Genomic DNA, 17,821 nt, shown 5'->3' with positions numbered 1-17,821 from the left:
GCCCGCCGTACGCGGACGCCGTGGCTAGCCAGCCATGCCCTGTTGAACCGGGCATTTGCCGTCCCAGGTGACACCGCCGTTCTCCGGCTCGGTCGGCGACAGCAGCGTGCGTACCTGGGCGACACCGGCGGCAGTGATCTCGATGACGGGGATGGGCTTGTTGACCGTGTTGCCTGCTGCCTCGGGCCGGTTCGCCTCCAGCGCGATCGGACCAGAGGCCCCGCAGTACGGCGAATCCGTGTTGATCTGCGCGAAACCGTTGCTGAGCGAGTCCAGCTGGCCCAGGTCCTCTTGCGAGGGTGCGACGTTGAGCAGGGCACGAACTGCCAGCCGCACCGCGTCGTAGGCCATGATGGTTCCGCCGGTGGCGAGACCGGCGGCGGCGTACGGCATCCTATCCGCCACGATCTCTCGAAGATTATCCAGTTCGACCGGTTTGGTAATCCATTGTTCTGGATGGGTCAGCCCGGTGTAGACGAGCGTGATCGCCTTTCCCTGGAGTGCCGCCGTCTGCTCCGGCGTGAACGTGCCGACCAGTGCGCTGGCGTCGTCGCCGGACAGCACCGTCACCGAGTGGTTGCGGGGACACTGCTCCCCCAACGCCATCAGAAAGGTCCGCAGCGAGGCGGCGCGGCCGGCGAAGTAGGCGACCACCGGGAGGCCGGAAGCGCAGAGGTCACCGGCCAACGCTTCGAGTGCCTGGTTGTGCCCGTTCTCGTCCGGATCGAGGGTCCGGGCGGAAAAGGCGTCCGGGAACGTCGCCCGAAACGCTTCCTTCAACGTCGCCACGTACGTGTCGTCCTGGCCGCCGACCGTCAACAGGTACGGGTTCACGTCGGCTGACTCCGACACGCCTCGGAGATATCGCAGCCCGACGGCCACCTCGTCGGCGTTGGTCGGCGACACCCGGTACAGGTGCGGGTAGTTGGCGCCGTTCAGGTCGTCGGCGGTGATGGTCGCGCCCACCATCGGGATTCCGGCCTCGGACAGTTTGGCGACGAACTCCTTCGTGGTGTCCCGGCTCGGACCGAGCCCGGCCACCGCCGCGAGGCGGTCCGAGCCGCGTCGATCGATCAGGTCCTGCGCGACCTGTTCCCAGGCGACACCGTCGTGTCCGGTGTTCGCCACCAGCAGGCGCATCTTCAGCCGGTCGTTGCGCTCGTTCGCCTGTGTCTGGGCGGCGTACGCCCCATAGAGCTGGTGCACGACGTTGACGGCGGGATAGGCACCCTGACCTCGCCACGGCATCGGCAACACGTACGCCACGCTGAACCAGAGATCGCCGCTGTCGCGCACGTCGTCGTTCGCCTCGCGGATCAGCTCAAGCACCCTGCGCATGCTCGCCGCCTCTCCGTCGGGGCCGTCGAGCTCGAAGTGAAAGGCACCGTCGGTGATTCCCACGCATTCCCGGGTGCCGCCGAATCGGGTCACCCCGTCGCCGCAGGACCGACGCTCGTCGAGGAGAACCGCCGCCGCGGCGGCGAGGAACGCGGCCACCACGATCGTGGCTACCACGACGAACAGCCACCGACGACGCCACCACGGCGTGCTCGGGACGATCAGTTGGTCAGGCGTCATAGGTGTCTGCCTCCCGGCGGCACTTCTCGGCCATCGCGAACAACGCGTCGGACAGCCGTGGGACGAGGCTGGCGAGTTCGATGAACTGGTGGGCGGTGGTGCGCGACAACGTCGGCTGGCTGGCGGTCAACGGGTCGGACTGGATCCAGAGCCCGGCGACGAGTAGTGCGACGGTGCCAGCCCGCCGGTCGAGATCCGCCGTCCAGGAGACGACCTCCCGGGGCGCGATGTCGCCGGTCTTCGCCAGCCGGTTGGGTGCGGCAGTGACCTCTTTGAGCGTCGCGAGCCAGTCGACGTCGCCGTCATCCTCACGGTCGAGGATCTGGTCCAGTTGGTGGGCGACCTCCCGTACCTCGTCCAGGGCTAGGCCGTGATGGAGTGCTCCGACGATGTCGCCGGAATCGTCGCAGTGCGCACGGAGTCGGGTGTGGACGGCGGTCCAGCTGTCCGGGTGGTCGTCCGGACGGGCCTGCAGGTGCAGGTGCAGCAATCGGCTCAGGAACGGGTGCATCGGGGTCGACCTGCCGGTGTCGAGCCACAACCGCTCGTCGAGCAGCACGCGCAGATCATCGGCGGCGTGGATGGTGGTGTTGCCCAGTGCCGCCTGGATCTCGGTGGCCGTCAGGTTCCGGCTCGCCGAGCAGGTGATCACCTCGTCGCGGCGCTCCTCCGGGATGTCGGCCAACAGCTGGTCCAGCAGAAGGTCGGCGAGGGACCTGCCGCCGCCGCGCGGTACGCCGAGCCTTCTGATCCTGGCCTGATCGGCGCCGCTCCTCGACGGGCGACCGTCGGTCCCCGCCGGGCCGGTGGCGAGCAATTCGGCGACGCCGAGCCGATGACCGCCGGTCAGTCGGTGGACCGCCGCGACCGTCCAACGGTCGTAGATGCCCTGTTCGCGAGCCCATCGGGCGGCGTCGTCGTGGCTGAGATCATGCAGCCAGATGGGGAGGTACCAGCTCGCCGTCACGTCCGGAGTCCATTGGCTCTGCCACGCCGAGTAGCTGAGGCGGGGCTTGGTCTCCGTCGCGTCCGGACGTGCGACCTCAGCGATCGTTCTGCCGGTGGTGGCCACCACGAGAAGTGGATCGACCAGGTCCGGATGCTGATTGCGGGCCCGGACCAGCAGGTCGAGAAACGCACTACCGGCTTCGGTGTGCACGTTGTCCAGCAGGACCAGACTTGCCACGTCACCCTGCGCCCTCCGGCGGCGCCCGGCGTAGCTGTCCCGTAGATCGGCCAGGAACGCCTGGATCAGCTTGTCCTGCGCCTGCTGCTTCTCGTGGTCGACGCCGTCGTGGTGCATCCGGTGCAGTTCCAGCAGGGCGTCCGGCGCGGGGCGGCCAGCGGTCGACCACCACTTCTCCCCATTCGTACGCCGCCAGCCGAAGGCGACTTCGACGGCGGACAGCAACAGGTCCGGGGTCCCGCCCGGCACCGGCACTCCGGCGGTGTTCACGCCGATTTCCGCCGCCTTGCTGATGAGTTCCCGAACCTCTGGCGGTGTCCTGAGCCCTTTGAGGGAGGAGAGCAGATCACGGATCTGCTGCTTGCTGGGCTGCGAACTGTCCGGAGTCGGGAGTCGCAACGCGAGCTGCCCCAGCAGGAAACGAGGAAAACGCAACGTACCCAGACCTTTGCGCACCAGACTCAGCTGGGCGACGAGCTCCGTGATGATCTCGCTGCTCGATTCGAAGCCTCTGGCCGCCACGTCGACGTAGGCGGTGTGTAGTTTCTCGGTGCGGTTTCGCACGATCCGCAGAGTGGTGGTCTTGCCGCTACCGGCAGGGCCGAAGAGCACCATGACGGGCAATGGACGCCCCGATGACGGCCAGGCAGCGCATTCCCGGACGAGGCGGAGAAACTCCGCCCGGCCATACATGATCAGCGCCTCGGACATGCTCCATTGTATGCGACCCCATACCTAATGTCAGCGACGCGGTCGGCACATGGTGGTGACGGCGTAGTTGTCGATGGTGCGCCGCCGCATGAACACCCCGTCGGTACGCCAGTTCGGTGCCGGTCGTCCACTGGTCTGCACGACGACCCGACCTCGCACCTGGCCGACTCGGCCGACTGGGCCGGGCCGGCGCGACGCCGGCCCACCGTCCAGCGGACCCAATGCTGTTTTGTGGTTGATCCCGTAGCGGGATCATGATCCCGCTACGGGATCAGCCGCGATCGGAGTATCAGTCGGCCGGGCGGTCACGGCCGACGTCACCGCCGTCAGTCGAGGGTCTGCGTTCCGATGACCGACAGCAGCCGCAGCTTGTCGTGGCTTTCGCTGCCGGAATCGCCGTGTAGACGAGCAGCGAGTGGGCCTGGCCGGGGTCGACGAGCCATCCGCAGGTCAGCTGCAGGACGCCGACCGGTGTAGGTCGTGGTGTCGCCGGTGAGCGCGACGCCCATCGGGGGACTGCCGCAGGGTTTCGCCGAGTTCGGTGACGATCTCCGCCGGGTGTCGCTCAGCCGGTCGAGGACCCGCAGCAGGCCGGGGCTGATGTGGTCGCTGGTCCCGCCACAGGCGGGCGGGGTGTGTCCGGCGAGGCGGGACAGGTGGTCTCGCTCGTCAAGCGACAGGTGCGGGCCCTGGGCGATCGAGGCGAGCATCTGGGTCGACGGCTGGGGTCCGCGTTCCCGTTCCAGGCGGGAGTAGTAGTCGGTCGACATGTGGCACAGCGACGCGGCCTCTTCACGGCGCAGTCCGGCAGCGCCTGGCGACGGCTGCGGAGGAACTCCGCCAGCCCGGCCCGATCGATCATCACGATCGACATCACGATTCCCGACCTGTCCGGCAAGCGCGCGCTCGTCACCGGTGCCAGCGACGGAATGGGCCTGCCGGCCTCGGTAACCTGGGCGGTCCGCCGGTCGAGCACCGGACCTATCCCCCGCTGTTGCGCACCGACGACGCCGTACGTGTCTGGCAGGTCTCGCAGCGCCTGACCAGGACCGCGATCCCGGCTGACAGTCTGAGGTGAACCCAGGGCCGAGGCGGCGGACAGCGGCGCGGGGATTCAGGCGGAGGCGATCAGCCAGATCTCGACGGCGACGAGCAGGCCGACACCGTACAGGTCCAGCCGGATCCGCCGCCGCCGGAGGGACCAGTCGTCGATGCCCAGCATCATCTGTAGTGGTGAGGCGGCCGCCGAATCGATGATGCTCAGCCGATAGAAGATGTCGTTGACCAGGAAAACCTGCAGAGCGATCGCGAGCAGGCCGAGGCTCATGCGCGCCGACGGGGGCCAGCCGGGGCCGACGACGCCGGTCAGGACCAGCGCGTCGACCGCCAGCAGGCCGAGGCAGAGTACGTAGCAGATCAGCTTCTCGCGGAGGAAGTACGCCTTGAGCGCGTCTCTGACGAAGATGGAGACGGCGACGCAGAGGACCGCGATCTGCGACACGACAAGCAGCGACCAGTCCGTCCACGACATACCGGCCTCCAACCGAGTTCAGTGGCGAGACAGGAGTCTATGCGACGGCACCGAGGCGACTGACGTGCCGACGGCGGGTCGGTAGCCCGAGTGTCGGGTTGGCGACGCCCCAGGCGGCACCCTTGCAGACCAGTTCCTTGTAGCCGGCGGCGAACCGTCCGGTCAGGACCGCCGGCTTCGCCTGGTCGTCGGCCGTGACGTACTGGATCAGTCCGTCACGGCGGCCCAGCGAGACGCACTGGTTGTAGTAGCGGATCGGGACGTTCGGCAGCTTCCCGCCGGTCAGCCGAGCGGCTATCGAGTCGGCGGCCTGCCACGCGGTCGGCACCCCGGAGGCGCACGACATCCGCAGCGGTTTTCCCTCGGGGCCGATCACCCAGGCGGCGTCGCCGACGGCGTAGACGTCCGGATGCGACACCGACCGCGTGGTGTCGTCAACGACGATCTGGCCGGCGTCGGCGAGCGTCAACGCGGTCGTACGGGCGATCGGGTGGACCGCGAACCCGGTGGTCCAGACGGTGACCGCCGCCGGGATGGTACGGCCGTCGGCGGTGGTGACCTGCTCGGCGTCGATTCCGGTGACGGCGGTGTGTTCGTACCCGGTGATGTCGTGCCGGCCGAGGACGGCGCGCAGGTGCGCACGACCCTTGGGCGAGAACCTGTCGCCGAGGCCGTCGCGGACGGCGAGGGCGACGTCGAGGTCCGGGCGGGCCTCGGCGATCTCGGTGGCGGCTTCCAGGCCGGTCAGCCCGCCGCCGACCACGACGACCGGCTGCCCGGCGGCGAGGCGGGCAAGGCGGGCCCGCAGCCGCAGCGCGCCAGGCCGGCTGGCGATCTCGTCGGCGTGCTCGGCGACGCCGGGGACGTCGCCGGGATTCCAGCCGCTGCCGAGGGCGTAGACGAGCGTGTCGTAGCCAAGCACGTCGTAGCCCGCGCCGCCGGCTGCGCTGCCGCTGCCGTCGGTGACGGACACGGTCCGGGCGTCGACGTCGACACCGGTGACGGTGGCGATCCGCACCTCGACGCCGGTGCCGGCGAACATCTTCCGTAACGGCCGGGCCGTGAGGTCCTGGCCGGTCGCGAGCTGGTGCAGCCGTACCCGCTCGACGAAGTCGGGTTGGGTGTTGACGACGGTGATGGCGACGTCGGCGGGGTCGAGCCGCCGGGCGAGGCGGCCGGCGGCGACGGCTCCGGCGTATCCGGCGCCCAGGACGATGACGCGGTGTCGCATGTCAGGCTCCTGTCTGTCGGTACGGGTTCGACACCTGAACCAGGTAGCCCGGCCCGTCCTGACAGCGCGGCGACGTGAAGCACCTCACATGGTGGTCAGAAGGCGGTGAACAGCGGTTCCCCGTGGTCGGCACCCGCCCAGGCGGTGGTGGCCCGGTGCAGCTTGTCGGGGTTGACCTGGCTGCGGATCGCGGCGACGCCGTCCGTGGTGACCTGCAGGCACATGACGCCGATGACCCGGCCGTCGACGACGACCACGACGGCCGGGTCCCCGTTGGCGGTCCAGGCGTAGACCTCGGGTGAGCCACCGAGCAGGGCCCGCTTGGCTTCGCCGGGGGTGAACAGGCCGCGCAGGAACTTCGCGACCGCGACGGCGCCGACGACCGGCAGGGCGCGGGCCGGGACGTGTCCGCCACCGTCGCCGATCGAGACGGCGTCCTCGGTGAGCAGGCGGACCAGTGGCTCGACGCGACCGCTGGTGGCGGCGGCCAGGAACTCTTCGACGACCCGCCGGGCGGCGGCCCGGTCGACCTCCGCGCGGGCCCGGCCATCGGCGAGGTGCCGCCGGGCCCGGTGCAGGAGCTGCTGGCTGGCGGACTCGGAGACGCCGAGGACGGCGGCGATGTCGCGGTGCGGGTAGTCGAACGCTTCCCGCAGGACGTAGACGGCCCGCTCCTGCGGGGTGAGACGTTCCATCAAGGCGAGGACGGCGTACGAGACGGATTCGCGCTGTTCGGCGGTGTCGGCCGGGCCGAGCATCGGGTCGCCGGCGAGCAGCGGCTCGGGCAGCCACTGCCCGACGTACGTCTCGCGGCGGGCCCGCGCGGAGCTGAGCTGGTTGAGGCACAGGTTGGTGAGGACCTTCGTGAGCCAGGCGTCGGGGACGTCGATCCGGTCGACGTCGGCGGCCTGCCAGCGTAGGAACGTCTCCTGTACGGCGTCCTCGGCTTCGCTGGCGGAGCCGAGTAGCCGGTAGGCGATCGCCGCCAGGCGTGGCCGGGCGGCCTCGAACCGGTCGACGTCGTCTCCCGTCAGCGCCATGCCCCGATCGTAGGTCCCGCCCGAAAACGGTCAGCCGGACGTCAGCCACCGGCAACACCGATCGGGTACCGTCGAGACTGTCATCAAGGTCCATTAGGGAGGGTTCTGAGATGATTTCGAGCGATGAGGTCGCCGCGGCGAGCCGCTGACCGGCTGGGGAGGATCAGCTGATGCCGTCTGTGATCGTGCCCGCTGGGCTGAGCATGGGTCCGCGTTATCGCCACGTGCGCCCGCCGGACCCGACGCCGGAATGCTACGAGGTGCATCTCGGGGACGACCTGGTCGAGCTGACCGAAACCGAGGCCGCCGTGTGGGCGGCGGCGTTCCTCTACCCGCACCGGCACGCGAAGCTGTCGGTCAACCGGGAGTCGTTGGTACGGATGCTGGAGACCGCGCCCAACCCGGAGCCGCAGGCCGCCCGCTACGTCGACGACCTGATCGCCCGAGGCCTGCTGATCGAGTTCGACACCGATGGCGATTTGCGGCCGCTGTTCAGCCGCCACAAGTTGCTGCCGCTGGCCCAGGGTATCGGTTCCACGCCGGAGGAGCCCGATTTGCATCGAATCGGCTTCGGTGACACGACCGCCGTCGCGGTGCCGATCCAGGTCTACACCCAGTGGTCGTACGCTTTCCTGCACCCCAGTTTGTGGGACGCGTGCGCCTGCTACGCCGACCGGTCGGAGCAGGTAGCCGCCGACGAGAAGCCGCTGCATCCGACGGCGGCCGGGGTGGCCCGCGACGTCGCGGTCCACCTCCCGATGATGATCGTGACCGGATGCGCGTTCCTGGATCCGGTCGTCCGGACCTGAGCTTCCGGATCTGAGCTTGCCGAGGATCTGCAGCTGTCGGTCAGCTGTTCGTGAGGTTGGTGACGAGGGTGCGCAGCCATGGCTGCGCGAGCGCGTGATCGCGTCCGATGGCGCGGGCGACGGCGTGCCGGCCGGCCCAACTGCGGCCGTACGCCACCAGCGCGGCGGCCTCGGCGAGGGCCTGCCGGGTGCGCTCGCCGCGGCCGGGCCCGGTGTCTTCGGCCAGCCACCGGTCGGGGTACAGCGAGCGGGTCAGCTTCACCTGGTGGTCGCCGAAGTGCGACCAGACTGACGGATCCAGCGACACGTTGGTCACGGCGGCGGCGGGCAGCATCCAGTCGCGCAGCAGGGTGAACAGTTCGGTGAACGTCCCACCACGATGCACGACGTCGACCAGCACCGCCGGCCGGTCCCGTCGGGCCAGCGCGCGGGGCGTCAGCCCGACCGCGTCGAGGAACCGTCGCCCCTGGGCCACTTCGGCGCGGGTCAACGGACGCCGCCGCCACCGGCGGCTCCCGGACCTGACCGCCGGACGCTGGAACGACAGCGGCAGCCGGTGAAGTCGCTGTACGCCGACGGGTCCGGCGAGGACTCCGCCGAGCAGGTCGAACATCGAGTCCAACGATCTGCCGACGAAGTACAGGTCACCGTTCCCGCTGCGGGCCAGGACCTTCCCCGTGCAGGTGACGAGCTCATCGAGGAACCACAGACTCGGCGGTACGGCACCGTCGAGCAACGTTCCGAGCTGGTCCGGCGTGACCAGGTCCCACCGGAACGGCACACTCTCCTGCCAGGTCTGCACTACCAGGTGAAGCCGACCGTGAACGGGGTGTTGACCGGCGTGCCGGCGCTGTTCAGGCAGGTCACGCCGACCGTCATGTCGGCGGTGCCGACCGGGTGCCAGTACTGCACGTGGCAGTGCGCGTCCTGATAGCCCAGCGCGTACGCCACGGCGTGCCCGGAGTAGTCGATGATCTGCGGGAAGTGCACCGCGTACCGTCCGGTGCTCGTCCGGGTCACGGCGTAGTCGCCGCTCACCGAGCTGTCGTTGGTCCAGGTGATCGCCGGTGCCGGCCCACCCGACGGGTACGTGTCGTCGACCGTCGCCAACGCCGTCGGGGCGATCTGCTGCAGCAGGTTGTGGATCGTCCAGGTGATGGTGAACCGGGAGTCGACGAAGGCTCCGGAGGCGTCCCGGCACCGCACCCGGGCGATCCCGTCGGCGAGGTACGAGTCCACCTTGCACTTCACGGCCGCCGACGTGTAGGCCGTGATCTGGTAGAACGTGGTCTCGGTCTGGGCGGCCGAGGCGGGCAGCTCCACCGCGTACGAGCCGGGCGCGTCCCGCGCCACCCACGGCGTGCCCGCGCCGGCGTCGTAGCGGTACCAGGCGCTCGGGGTGTACATCGGCGAGGTCGGATCATTCGACCAGAGGTACGAGACTCCGTCGGCGGCCAGCGTGGAGCCGGTGGCCTCGACGAAGTTCGCCACGAAGTACGCGTCCTGCCGGGCACCGCTGGCCCCGAAGCAGTAGACATTGACCAGCAGATCGGAGCCGGACGGATACCAGGAGCCGACGGTGCAGAACCGGGCCGCCGCGCCGTACGCCTGGGCGTGCACCACTCCCCCGCCGCCGGTCACCAGCGACCCGATCCCACCGAAACGCACCTGGTAGACGCCGGCACCGGACCGGGTCACGGTGATCGGCCCGCCGCCGGGATTCTTCGCGTACGAGTAGTAGGTGTGGCCGCCGGAGGTCCACATCGGCACCGTGTAGCTGGCCGCGCTGGGGTTGCTGGCCCACACGTACCCGGTCACGGCCGGGGTGACGGCCGCCGCAGCCGGCCCGGCCGCCGCAACGGTAGCGGCCAGGCCGACCGCCGCAGCACCAAGGACGGACGAAATTCGCCGAAGAAGCCTGCTGGTCATGCGCCGACGCTAACCACCGCCGTCAACCGCCCGCGTCTGCCGCGTCGCCTGCGGCGAGTTCTCGGACCACACGTCGCGGCGGTGCACTCTCGACTGTCAGCCGGTCGGCCCATACCGGGCTGCGCCGCCGGCCGAGCAAGATGACCGGGTGAAGGCGTTTGTGGGGGTCACCGACGGCGAGTGGCGCAGCTTCCTCGCCTCCCGGCCGCAGATCAACGAGGTCAACTTCTGGCGGCCGGGAGGCGGCAGCTTCAAGACTCTCACCCCCGGCGAGCCGTTCTTCTTCAAGAGCCGCTACCCGCACAACCGGATCGTCGGCGGCGGCTTCTTCAGCGGCTTCGCGAAGCTGCGGCTCTCGGAAGCGTGGGGGCTGTTCGGCGAGGCCAACGGCGCGGGCTCCCTCGCCGACATGGCACGCGACATCGGCAAGTACCGCAAGGACCCGATCGGCCCCGGCGAGGACCCGGTCATCGGCTGCATCTTCATCCGCGACACGGTCTTCTTCCCCGCCGGCCGTCAGCCGGAGCCCCCGCCGGAGTTCTCGCCGAACCTCACCCAGGGCAAGACGTACGACCTGTCGTCGGGCACACACTTCGACTACTTCGAGCAGCTGACGAAACTCCTGCTCGGCGGCGAGGTCCGCGTCGATCCGGAAGGCACCTGGCACCGGCCGGGACCGGTGTTCGGCGACCCCCGGCTCCGGCCGCAGCGCCTCGGGCAGCAGTCGTTCAAGGCCGTCGTCCTCGACACCTACTCCCGGCGCTGCGCGATCACCGACAGCAAGCTGCGGCCCGCGCTGCAGGCCGCGCATATCCGCCCGGTGGCCTCCGGCGGCGAGCACCGCATCGACAACGGCATGCTGCTGCGGGCCGACGTACACATCCTCTTCGACCAGGGCTACCTGGGCGTCGACCCGAAATACCGGCTGCTGGTCAGCCGACGCCTGCGCGACGACTTCGGCAACGGCGAACAGTTCTACGCCCGCGCCGGCACCCAGATCGCCGTACCCGACCAGAAGGCCCGCCGCCCCGACCACGACCTGCTCGAATGGCACACCGACACGGTCTTCCAGCACTGACGCCGGGCTCACCTCGCCGCGCTACGCCACGATCTGACGGACGAGTTCGGCGAGGCCGGCCGCAACCGCGCCACCGGCGAGGAGCACCACCGCGCAACCGCTGCTGCGCGTCGCCGACGCGGCCCTGGCCTGCCGCTCGCGCAGCTCCGCCATGTCGACCTGATGCACGTACGGCTCGGTCCAACTCCGATCCCGCGCAACGAACGTCTGGTGGTACTGGGTGTCGGTCAGCTCGTACTTCCGCCAGGATCCGTGCCACTCGGGTCGGGACTGTCGACCCGAGTTGGCGCGTTCGGCCGCGATCCGTTGGGCGACCTGCTCGCCGGCCTGGTCGGCGAAGAGTCCGGTCGGCCGCTTCGCAGCCTCATCTTCCAGCAGCTTGCGAGCATGCTCCGGAGCAAGGACGTCGACACCGGACGCGGCCGGCTTCGCCAACCGAGGATCGTCGGCCAGCGGATCGTCGCAGACGACCAGGCGTACCGTCTTGGTGAAGCTGACGGCGGCCTTTGCACCGTGCTCCACGGCATAGTCGATTATCTCGGTGACGGCGGGCGAGTCGCCGATCGGCAGAATTCGCCAGCCTTTGAGTGGACCGTTTGCCCTGGCCCGGTTGGCGGCTGCCGCTTGCTCCAGGTCATTGATCAGGTGCGACGACGCAAGTTCCCGGCCAGCCCGCTGCAGTTCCCGCAGCTCTGCCGGGGTGACCACGCCGTCGGCCTCGGCTCGGGCTCGGGCGTCCGCCAGGAACTCTTCGTGCACCTGGCGGGCGGTGGTCTGGGTCAGTCCGGCGTTGGTGGCCGCTACCGCCAGTTGGTTGGCTTCCTCACCGACGATCCGACCATCGGCAAGGGCGTGGCCGAGCAACGCCCTGTAGTCGGCCAGCCCGCCCGGCCGGGGCTGCGGCGGGTACGCCATACGCGGCAGCCGTGCGGTGAGGGTGGCCAGCCATCCTTCGGTGCCCTTGCGCAGCCCGGCAGCCCTGGGCGCGACGATGCCGGTGCGGGGTAGCGCCGGAACAGGTACGGGCTGCGGCCCGATCCAGGAAAGCCGCTGCGGCGCACCGTTGATGAACTTCGTCAGGGTCACGGCAAGTGCCCTTGCGTCGCCGAGCGCCGAGTGCACCGCGTCGAGCCACTCCCCCGTGATTAGGTGATGGACGTTCTCCAGCTTGTAGCCCCAGCTGTCGATCTGGGTACGGGCGGTGACCAGCGAGCACAGCCCGGGAACACCGCTGAGGTTGACGCCGAGCCGCCCGAACTCGGCAGTCAGGAACTTCTCCTCGTAATCCAGGTTGTGGCTGACCACGATGGCGTCGCGGAGATAGGCCAACATGTCACCGGCGGCTTGTTGAAAGGTCGGGGCGTGTGTGACGTCGGCGTTGGTGATGCCGTGGTACTCGGTGTTGTTGATCCGCATGCCGGGGTTGATCAGGGTCGAGTACTCGTCGAGCACGACGCCGTCACCCCGCATCCGCACAATCGCCAGCTCGCAGACGCGGGACCCTCTGTTCGGGTGCAGCCCGGTGGTCTCCAGGTCAATGACGGCGTACGTCAGGGCACGCGGGTCGGCACCACTTCGACGGGTAAGTTCGCCACGGGTGAACATAACTAACGACCTCCATCAAATCGCATCAGCGGCGTCTACCCCAGCCCAACCAGCGAAGGACGGCATCCCCACGTCGACGCCGTGATTCACTCCGCAGCCGGCAGGTGAACACGGATCAAGTCCACTGTGTTCGAGGCGCTTGTCGGTGGACCGCCCGCGCTGGCTCAGACCGGCACCTTACGTCGCGCGATTCCGCGCCTGGTTCCGCCGAAGGGCTCGTGTTCGTGGCCCATGGCTCAACGGCGGTCGACCGGATGAAGCTTCTCAGCTGACATGCGGGCTATCCATTCGACGAGATCGCTCGCCAATATCCGTGCGCGAAGCCGACAGTGTGAAGCCGACCGAGGATCAACGTCGTCCGGTACGGTCGAAGCTGCTGCACATTGTCCGACGGGGAGGGTGTCGCGGTGAGTGCGGTCGAAGCGGTCGAGGCGGGTGTCGCCCGCTTCGGGGATGACGAGGTCAGCCAGGCTGGGAAGATGACCTGATGTCGACTGTGATCGTGCCCGCCGGGCTGAGCATGGGTCCCCGATACCGGTACGTCCGCCCACCGGACCCGACGCCGGAATGCTACGAGGTACACCTCGGTGACGACCTGGTCGAGCTCACCGACGCCGAGGCCGCCGTCTGGGCCGCTGCCTTCCTCTACCCCGACCAGCACGCGAAGCTCACGGTCAACCGCGATTCCCTGGTACGCATGCTGGAAACCGCGCCGAGCCCGGAGCCGCACGCCGCCAGCTACGTCGACGACCTGATCGACCGTGGCCTACTCGTCGAGTTCGACCCCGACGGCGACCTGCGACCGGTCTTCAGCCGCCACAAGCTGCTCCCCCTCGCCCAGGGCCTCGGCTCCACGCCTGAGGATCCCGACCTGCACCGGATCGGCTTCGGCGATAAGGCGGCGGTCGCGGTACCCATCCAGGTCTACACCCAGTGGTCGTACGCCTTCCTGCACGCCAACTTGTGGGACGCGTGCGCCTTCTACGCCGACCAGTCGGAGGAGGAAGCCGCTGGCGAGAAGCTGCTAGAACTGTCGTCGGCCGGGGTAGCACGCGACGTCGCGATCAATCTCCCGATGATGATCGTCACCGGATGCGCCTTCCTTGATCCGGTCGTCGAGACATGAGGTACGGCCGGAAGCAGCGCAAAGGTCAGCAGCAGGCCGAGACCTACGGCCAGCAGTTCCGCCGGGAGTTGTCGAAGGAGTCACTCGGCAAGTTGGCCGAGCTGGGCGGTGCCGCCGCCGGCATGTTGCTCGGGCTGGCCTCGACGAAGGCCGGTCTCCCCGTGCCATCGTCGACAGCCGCTACCGGTGGCGCGATCGCGGGCGCGATCCTCGGGGTGGTGGGCAAGTCCGCCATCGGTACGGCCGTCGACCGCTTGATGAGCCGGAAGCCCGATGATGGCGAGCAGGGTCCATCGGATGGCGAGCCCCCAGCGGCGATCCCGAGTACGGGTGAGCTAAAGCCGGTGCTTCGGGCGGTCGATCCGGCGGGACGGGAACCACGACGTGCGCCACCCCATCGGCCCCGCCGGCTCACCCGGCCTCGGGGTGGACCGGAGACGGGGTCAGCCGGCGGGTACCTCGGGCGGCTCCGGCAGATCCTCGACGAGATCGAGACCCAGCAGGCGAAGCTGGCGAACGTGGCCAACGCGATGCGAGCGAGCCAGCTCGGCTTGGCGCAGCTGCTTGCCGGCGGACGGCAGGACCGCACGCAGGAGATCTACACCTGGGCTGAGCTGTCCCGCGCCAACATCGAAGAAGCCGCCGTCCTCACCCACCAGGCCACGAAGAGCCTCAAGGCATACTTGTCTAATCTGTAGAAGAACGACAGAATGGACAAGAGACAGATTGATCCACAACGGTCGCTGCCACGGCCACCATCTGGATTGCTTGGCTCGTCTATCATCGACACCGTGCCAAACCGACGTTGGACTGTGAGGCTTATTCAGCAGGCCTCCGACCCGCTACAGTAGACCCCCAATAAAAGGACGATCCGCTCTTCCGTAGGATGGAGTTACCACACAACATCACAAAGAAAAGCGGACCGCCGAACATGTATCATACCACTGGCTTCACCACGGACCAGATCCGCGACCTCTGCGTGCTGGTCCGAGCGGAATGCCAGGATCTGGATGTGGAGCCGTGGCCCCCGGTCCTTGGTCTCTACCGCGCTGTCGTCGTCGCGTTGACCTACATGCGTCGCAACCGCGTCCAAGCGGAGATCGCCGAAGCACACGGCGTCTCCCAGCCGACGATCTCGCGAGCGGTAACCGGCATCACCCCGGTCCTCGATCGCGTGCTGACGGAGTTCGTACCGACAGCCGACGACCTCAGCCCGACCGACCAGTACATCGTCGACGGCACCCTGCTTCCCTGCTGGTCATGGCGCACGCACCGCTGTCTGTACTCCGGCAAGCACAAGACCACGGGCATGAGCGTCCAGGTCGCCTGCACCCTCGACGGCGCGCTCGCCTGGATCTCCGATCCCGTCACCGGCAACCACCACGACTCGTACGCGATCAACGACACCGGGGTCCTCGTCACCCTGAATCCCGGAGACTGGATCGGTGACAAGGGCTACGTCGGCAACGGCATGATCACCCCGTACAAGAAGCCCAAAGGTGGCGAGCTCGCGGAATGGCAGAAGGAATACAACAGGCAGGTCAACAAGATCCGCTGGGTTGTGGAACAGGTCGTCGCGAACCTGAAGACATGGCGGATCCTGCACACCGACTACCGCAGACCGCTCGCGACCTTCACAGAAACGATCTCCTGTGTTATCGGGTTGCACTTCTACAGGATGGCCTGTGAATAGACCTCTGTTACTACACTTTTCTTGATCATCATCGCTTCGGTGATCATGATCACGAGCGGAAGCCTCAGCGGTGCTGCGGCCTGGGCGAACATATTCGCTCTTCCCGTCGCAATCCTCGGGTTGATCATTGCGCTCCGCGGCACAGGCTCTAGCAGGCACACTCAAAGCGACCCCGACAACACCTCAAGTAATGCCGGGCGAATCGTACACCAGAACGGATACACCCTCAAGGGTGACCTGTTTAACGTCGCAGGTGACAACTACGTTCGAGGCCGACGCCATCCGGACGGTGAGACCAGATGACGAATCAGACTGGATACACCGCCCAGGGCGACGTAAACAACACCGCAGGAGACCACATAGAAATCAACGTCTTCGGCCCAGATTTCGGCTACCAAGACAGTGAAGACTACGAAGAATCGTCGCATTCCGCCATCAGTAACGGTAGCGTAGCGACTGCCGGCGGAGGCATTGGGGCGTTCGCTGTGATAGTACTAGCCGTCGTTGCCTACATGGTCTTTGGGGGCAGCGAGCCATTCCCAACGGAGTCAGATCCGTGGCCGCCAGACGTCAAACAGGATGCCGTAGTCGCTGCCGTTGCCGACTGGTTCGATAGGTGCCAGCGGTCCACGTCAGCAGCTCCCTCGAACTGCCCCCAATCCATCACAGGTGAACTAAGTGTATCTTCCGTGCTGTGGACCTTCCTTGAAAACCCTCTTGATCATCCGGTCATTCGGTACAGCAAAGACGAGGGCCGTTTCGATATACTTGGGACCGCTGTAGTTCTAGCGGAATACACCATCTCAGGGAGCCCGAATCGCACAGTGACGCTGATGAAATACTGGGCGAAGGTCGGCTGGACCGACGGCAAACTCGATGTCCAGAAGATCGATAAGCATTCGCACCCAAACGATCCCGAAATAGTGAAGCAAGATCCCAAGCAAGCATGGGAACCGATGGAGGCGAATCTGAAGTACGCCTTCGCACAGTGCGTGAGCGACACTGGCCCGACCATGCCTTCAGGTTGCCCTGAGTGGAAACTCTCGCCCGGTGCCACTGAAGTCAAGTGGTCAGTAGCTGGGGATCCCACTCTGACAGCGCGCCCTTATTTTGACAAAGAGTTCGGAATCTACCGAATCAGTGGCACATTTGCGTTACACGTTCGTTACAAGTTGATCGGCGAAGCAAAGATGGAGAATCGCAACATCAATTACGAGGCCCTGATCGCTCCATCCAGCGATGGGCCGATCGTTCTTCAGATCAAGGAATCCCTCTGAAGCCTCTAGATCACGGTTTCAGCTCCGCACCTCGTTCGGGTCGATGACAAACACGCCGAGGCCCTGCCTGCCGACGAGTTCGCCGGACTCGATCATCGAGTCGACGGCACGGCGCACGGTTGCCGAGGTCGTCGAGTGTTGCTCCATCAGCTTCCGAGTGGTCGGAATCCGGTCGCCCGGCTTCAACAGCCCTGCTTTGACCTGCGCACGGAGGTCGTCACGGATCGATTTCCAAAGGGGCACGGCGTAAGGCATGATCCGAGGTCACCACTCCAAGCACCCGAGTAGATGGGCAACAAACCCAGCGTAGCCAAGACCACGGCCAAGCCGTTCGCAGATACAAACGCGGGCTTCCAGCTACGACCCACCGGTGGCCTCGTTGGCGTCGACGACGAAGACGCCGACACCGGGCACGCCGACGACCAGGCCTTCGGCCTTGAGCGCGATCATCGCGTTGCGGACGACAATCGCCGACACGTTGTGCTCGGCGCAGAGCTGCGACGTGGATGGCAACTTCGCGCCGGGCGACAGCTCGCCGGTCGCGATCTGCTTGCGGATGCGAGCGGCGAGGCCCACCCACTTGGCGCTCGGCGGCATCGCCGGCCCTCCCCCCGATCAGCGCTGTCGCCACTCGGCCGGTAGCGGCTGACTCGCCAGGTCACCGTCAATGTCCGCCGGGCCACCAGGGCGTCCGAACGTCTTCCCTGCCGACCAGCAGGGGTTCAGCCCTGCTGGTCGTTTGGGTCTACGACGAACACGCCGACGCCCTGTACGCCTTCGATCAACCCTTCGGTCCGAAGCTTGAAGATGGCTTGGCGCACGACGATCGCTGACACGTCGTGCTCCTTGCACAGCTGAGCGGTGGACGGAAGCTTGTCGCCTGGTGCCAGCTCACCGGAGGCGATCTGGCTCCGAAGGTGGTCGGCGATCTTCTCCCACTTGGGCTTGGCGGGCATGGGCGGCTCCCTGATCTGCGCACCCATTTGATCACGCGCCAGCTTTGTATGGCAAGAAATTGGCGCTCATG

The 17,821-nt window shown here is 67.4% G+C and carries 18 protein-coding genes; 6 read left to right on the top strand and 12 right to left on the bottom strand.

The features are described from left to right. Positions 1–24 precede the first annotated feature (24 nt). From O7632_RS15175 to O7632_RS15150, 6 genes are all read right to left on the bottom strand, one after another. Positions 25–1,578, bottom strand: a complete 1,554-nt coding sequence (locus O7632_RS15175; RefSeq protein WP_278115002.1) for an ABC transporter substrate-binding protein — start codon at positions 1,576–1,578, stop codon at positions 25–27. Next, a complete protein-coding gene (locus O7632_RS15170) occupies positions 1,568–3,475 on the bottom strand; it encodes an ATP-binding protein (protein WP_278115000.1) in 1,908 nt (635 codons plus the stop codon). The genes O7632_RS15175 and O7632_RS15170 overlap by 11 nt, the downstream gene beginning before the upstream one ends. Positions 3,476–3,801: 326 nt before the next feature. Next, positions 3,802–4,245, bottom strand: a complete 444-nt coding sequence (locus O7632_RS15165; protein ID WP_278114998.1) for a helix-turn-helix transcriptional regulator — start codon at positions 4,243–4,245, stop codon at positions 3,802–3,804. 344 nt (positions 4,246–4,589) lie between these two features. Continuing rightward, on the bottom strand, positions 4,590–5,006 hold the full coding sequence (locus O7632_RS15160; RefSeq protein ID WP_278114996.1) for a hypothetical protein: 417 nt from the start codon (positions 5,004–5,006) through the stop codon (positions 4,590–4,592). A 37-nt stretch (positions 5,007–5,043) separates the two neighbouring features. Next, the gene (locus tag O7632_RS15155; protein ID WP_278114994.1) at positions 5,044–6,237 is read right to left on the bottom strand and encodes an FAD-dependent oxidoreductase; all 1,194 of its coding nucleotides are present in this window, start codon (positions 6,235–6,237) and stop codon (positions 5,044–5,046) included. A 95-nt stretch (positions 6,238–6,332) separates the two neighbouring features. Continuing rightward, positions 6,333–7,277, bottom strand: a complete 945-nt coding sequence (locus O7632_RS15150; protein ID WP_278114992.1) for an RNA polymerase sigma-70 factor — start codon at positions 7,275–7,277, stop codon at positions 6,333–6,335. Positions 7,278–7,447: 170 nt separating this feature from the next. Between O7632_RS15150 and O7632_RS15145 the strand changes: the two genes are divergently transcribed. Beyond that, complete coding sequence (locus O7632_RS15145; protein WP_278114990.1) at positions 7,448–8,086, top strand: hypothetical protein; 639 nt, start codon at positions 7,448–7,450, stop codon at positions 8,084–8,086. 40 nt (positions 8,087–8,126) lie between these two features. Here the strand turns inward: O7632_RS15145 and O7632_RS15140 are convergent, their stop codons facing one another. Both O7632_RS15140 and O7632_RS15135 read right to left on the bottom strand, forming a co-directional pair. Continuing rightward, positions 8,127–8,867 (bottom strand): hypothetical protein, encoded by a 741-nt coding sequence (locus O7632_RS15140; RefSeq protein ID WP_278114988.1) that lies wholly within the window; start codon positions 8,865–8,867, stop codon positions 8,127–8,129. 20 nt (positions 8,868–8,887) lie between these two features. Further along, positions 8,888–10,015, bottom strand: coding sequence for a hypothetical protein (locus O7632_RS15135; RefSeq protein WP_278114986.1), 1,128 nt, complete (start codon positions 10,013–10,015; stop codon positions 8,888–8,890). Positions 10,016–10,163: 148 nt separating this feature from the next. Here O7632_RS15135 and O7632_RS15130 point away from each other — a divergent pair, with 148 nt between their 5' ends. Continuing rightward, positions 10,164–11,093 carry an HNH endonuclease gene (locus tag O7632_RS15130; RefSeq protein WP_278114985.1) on the top strand — a complete coding sequence of 310 codons (930 nt, stop codon included), beginning with the start codon at positions 10,164–10,166 and terminating at the stop codon, positions 11,091–11,093. Between the two features lie 21 nt (positions 11,094–11,114). On the opposite strand, the gene O7632_RS15125 is transcribed toward O7632_RS15130, so the two are convergent. Beyond that, complete coding sequence (locus O7632_RS15125) at positions 11,115–12,698, bottom strand: 3'-5' exonuclease (protein ID WP_278114983.1); 1,584 nt, start codon at positions 12,696–12,698, stop codon at positions 11,115–11,117. Between the two features lie 487 nt (positions 12,699–13,185). Here O7632_RS15125 and O7632_RS15120 point away from each other — a divergent pair, with 487 nt between their 5' ends. The 4 genes from O7632_RS15120 to O7632_RS15105 all read left to right on the top strand — a co-directional run bounded on the left by O7632_RS15120 (position 13,186) and on the right by O7632_RS15105 (position 16,794). Beyond that, positions 13,186–13,824, top strand: a complete 639-nt coding sequence (locus tag O7632_RS15120) for a hypothetical protein (protein ID WP_278114981.1) — start codon at positions 13,186–13,188, stop codon at positions 13,822–13,824. Beyond that, the gene (locus O7632_RS15115; RefSeq protein ID WP_278114980.1) at positions 13,821–14,522 is read left to right on the top strand and encodes a hypothetical protein; all 702 of its coding nucleotides are present in this window, start codon (positions 13,821–13,823) and stop codon (positions 14,520–14,522) included. The genes O7632_RS15120 and O7632_RS15115 overlap by 4 nt, the downstream gene beginning before the upstream one ends. Before the next feature lie 233 nt (positions 14,523–14,755). Then, complete coding sequence (locus O7632_RS15110; protein ID WP_278111118.1) at positions 14,756–15,517, top strand: transposase family protein; 762 nt, start codon at positions 14,756–14,758, stop codon at positions 15,515–15,517. Positions 15,518–15,816: 299 nt separating this feature from the next. Beyond that, a complete protein-coding gene (locus tag O7632_RS15105) occupies positions 15,817–16,794 on the top strand; it encodes a hypothetical protein (protein WP_278114979.1) in 978 nt (325 codons plus the stop codon). A gap of 18 nt (positions 16,795–16,812) precedes the next feature. Here O7632_RS15105 and O7632_RS15100 read toward each other — a convergent pair whose 3' ends face one another. From O7632_RS15100 to O7632_RS15090, 3 genes are all read right to left on the bottom strand, one after another. Beyond that, positions 16,813–17,049, bottom strand: coding sequence for a GntR family transcriptional regulator (locus O7632_RS15100; RefSeq protein ID WP_278114977.1), 237 nt, complete (start codon positions 17,047–17,049; stop codon positions 16,813–16,815). Between the two features lie 102 nt (positions 17,050–17,151). Then, on the bottom strand, positions 17,152–17,391 hold the full coding sequence (locus tag O7632_RS15095; protein WP_278114975.1) for a winged helix-turn-helix domain-containing protein: 240 nt from the start codon (positions 17,389–17,391) through the stop codon (positions 17,152–17,154). 125 nt (positions 17,392–17,516) lie between these two features. Next, a complete protein-coding gene (locus tag O7632_RS15090) occupies positions 17,517–17,750 on the bottom strand; it encodes a winged helix-turn-helix domain-containing protein (protein WP_278114973.1) in 234 nt (77 codons plus the stop codon). Positions 17,751–17,821 lie beyond the last annotated feature (71 nt).

The sequence above is a fragment of the Solwaraspora sp. WMMD406 genome (genome assembly GCF_029626025.1).
GTDB lineage: Bacteria > Actinomycetota > Actinomycetes > Mycobacteriales > Micromonosporaceae > Micromonospora_E.
Note: the sequence above shows the minus strand (reverse complement) of the source record. Positions and strands in the feature narration are given on the sequence as shown.

What these genes read in the sequence shown, in the direction of transcription:
- O7632_RS15110 (WP_278111118.1), top strand. Translation starts at nt 14,756, where the DNA reads ATGTATCATACCACTGGCTTCACCACGGACCAGATCCGCGACCTCTGC.
- O7632_RS15155 (WP_278114994.1), bottom strand. Translation starts at nt 6,237, where the DNA reads ATGCGACACCGCGTCATCGTCCTGGGCGCCGGATACGCCGGAGCCGTC.
- O7632_RS15150 (WP_278114992.1), bottom strand. Translation starts at nt 7,277, where the DNA reads ATGGCGCTGACGGGAGACGACGTCGACCGGTTCGAGGCCGCCCGGCCA.
- O7632_RS15175 (WP_278115002.1), bottom strand. Translation starts at nt 1,578, where the DNA reads ATGACGCCTGACCAACTGATCGTCCCGAGCACGCCGTGGTGGCGTCGT.
- O7632_RS15100 (WP_278114977.1), bottom strand. Translation starts at nt 17,049, where the DNA reads ATGCCTTACGCCGTGCCCCTTTGGAAATCGATCCGTGACGACCTCCGT.
- O7632_RS15170 (WP_278115000.1), bottom strand. Translation starts at nt 3,475, where the DNA reads ATGTCCGAGGCGCTGATCATGTATGGCCGGGCGGAGTTTCTCCGCCTC.
- O7632_RS15135 (WP_278114986.1), bottom strand. Translation starts at nt 10,015, where the DNA reads ATGACCAGCAGGCTTCTTCGGCGAATTTCGTCCGTCCTTGGTGCTGCG.
- O7632_RS15120 (WP_278114981.1), top strand. Translation starts at nt 13,186, where the DNA reads ATGTCGACTGTGATCGTGCCCGCCGGGCTGAGCATGGGTCCCCGATAC.
- O7632_RS15145 (WP_278114990.1), top strand. Translation starts at nt 7,448, where the DNA reads ATGCCGTCTGTGATCGTGCCCGCTGGGCTGAGCATGGGTCCGCGTTAT.
- O7632_RS15105 (WP_278114979.1), top strand. Translation starts at nt 15,817, where the DNA reads ATGACGAATCAGACTGGATACACCGCCCAGGGCGACGTAAACAACACC.
- O7632_RS15125 (WP_278114983.1), bottom strand. Translation starts at nt 12,698, where the DNA reads ATGTTCACCCGTGGCGAACTTACCCGTCGAAGTGGTGCCGACCCGCGT.
- O7632_RS15090 (WP_278114973.1), bottom strand. Translation starts at nt 17,750, where the DNA reads ATGCCCGCCAAGCCCAAGTGGGAGAAGATCGCCGACCACCTTCGGAGC.
- O7632_RS15165 (WP_278114998.1), bottom strand. Translation starts at nt 4,245, where the DNA reads ATGTCGACCGACTACTACTCCCGCCTGGAACGGGAACGCGGACCCCAG.
- O7632_RS15160 (WP_278114996.1), bottom strand. Translation starts at nt 5,006, where the DNA reads ATGTCGTGGACGGACTGGTCGCTGCTTGTCGTGTCGCAGATCGCGGTC.
- O7632_RS15115 (WP_278114980.1), top strand. Translation starts at nt 13,821, where the DNA reads ATGAGGTACGGCCGGAAGCAGCGCAAAGGTCAGCAGCAGGCCGAGACC.
- O7632_RS15095 (WP_278114975.1), bottom strand. Translation starts at nt 17,391, where the DNA reads ATGCCGCCGAGCGCCAAGTGGGTGGGCCTCGCCGCTCGCATCCGCAAG.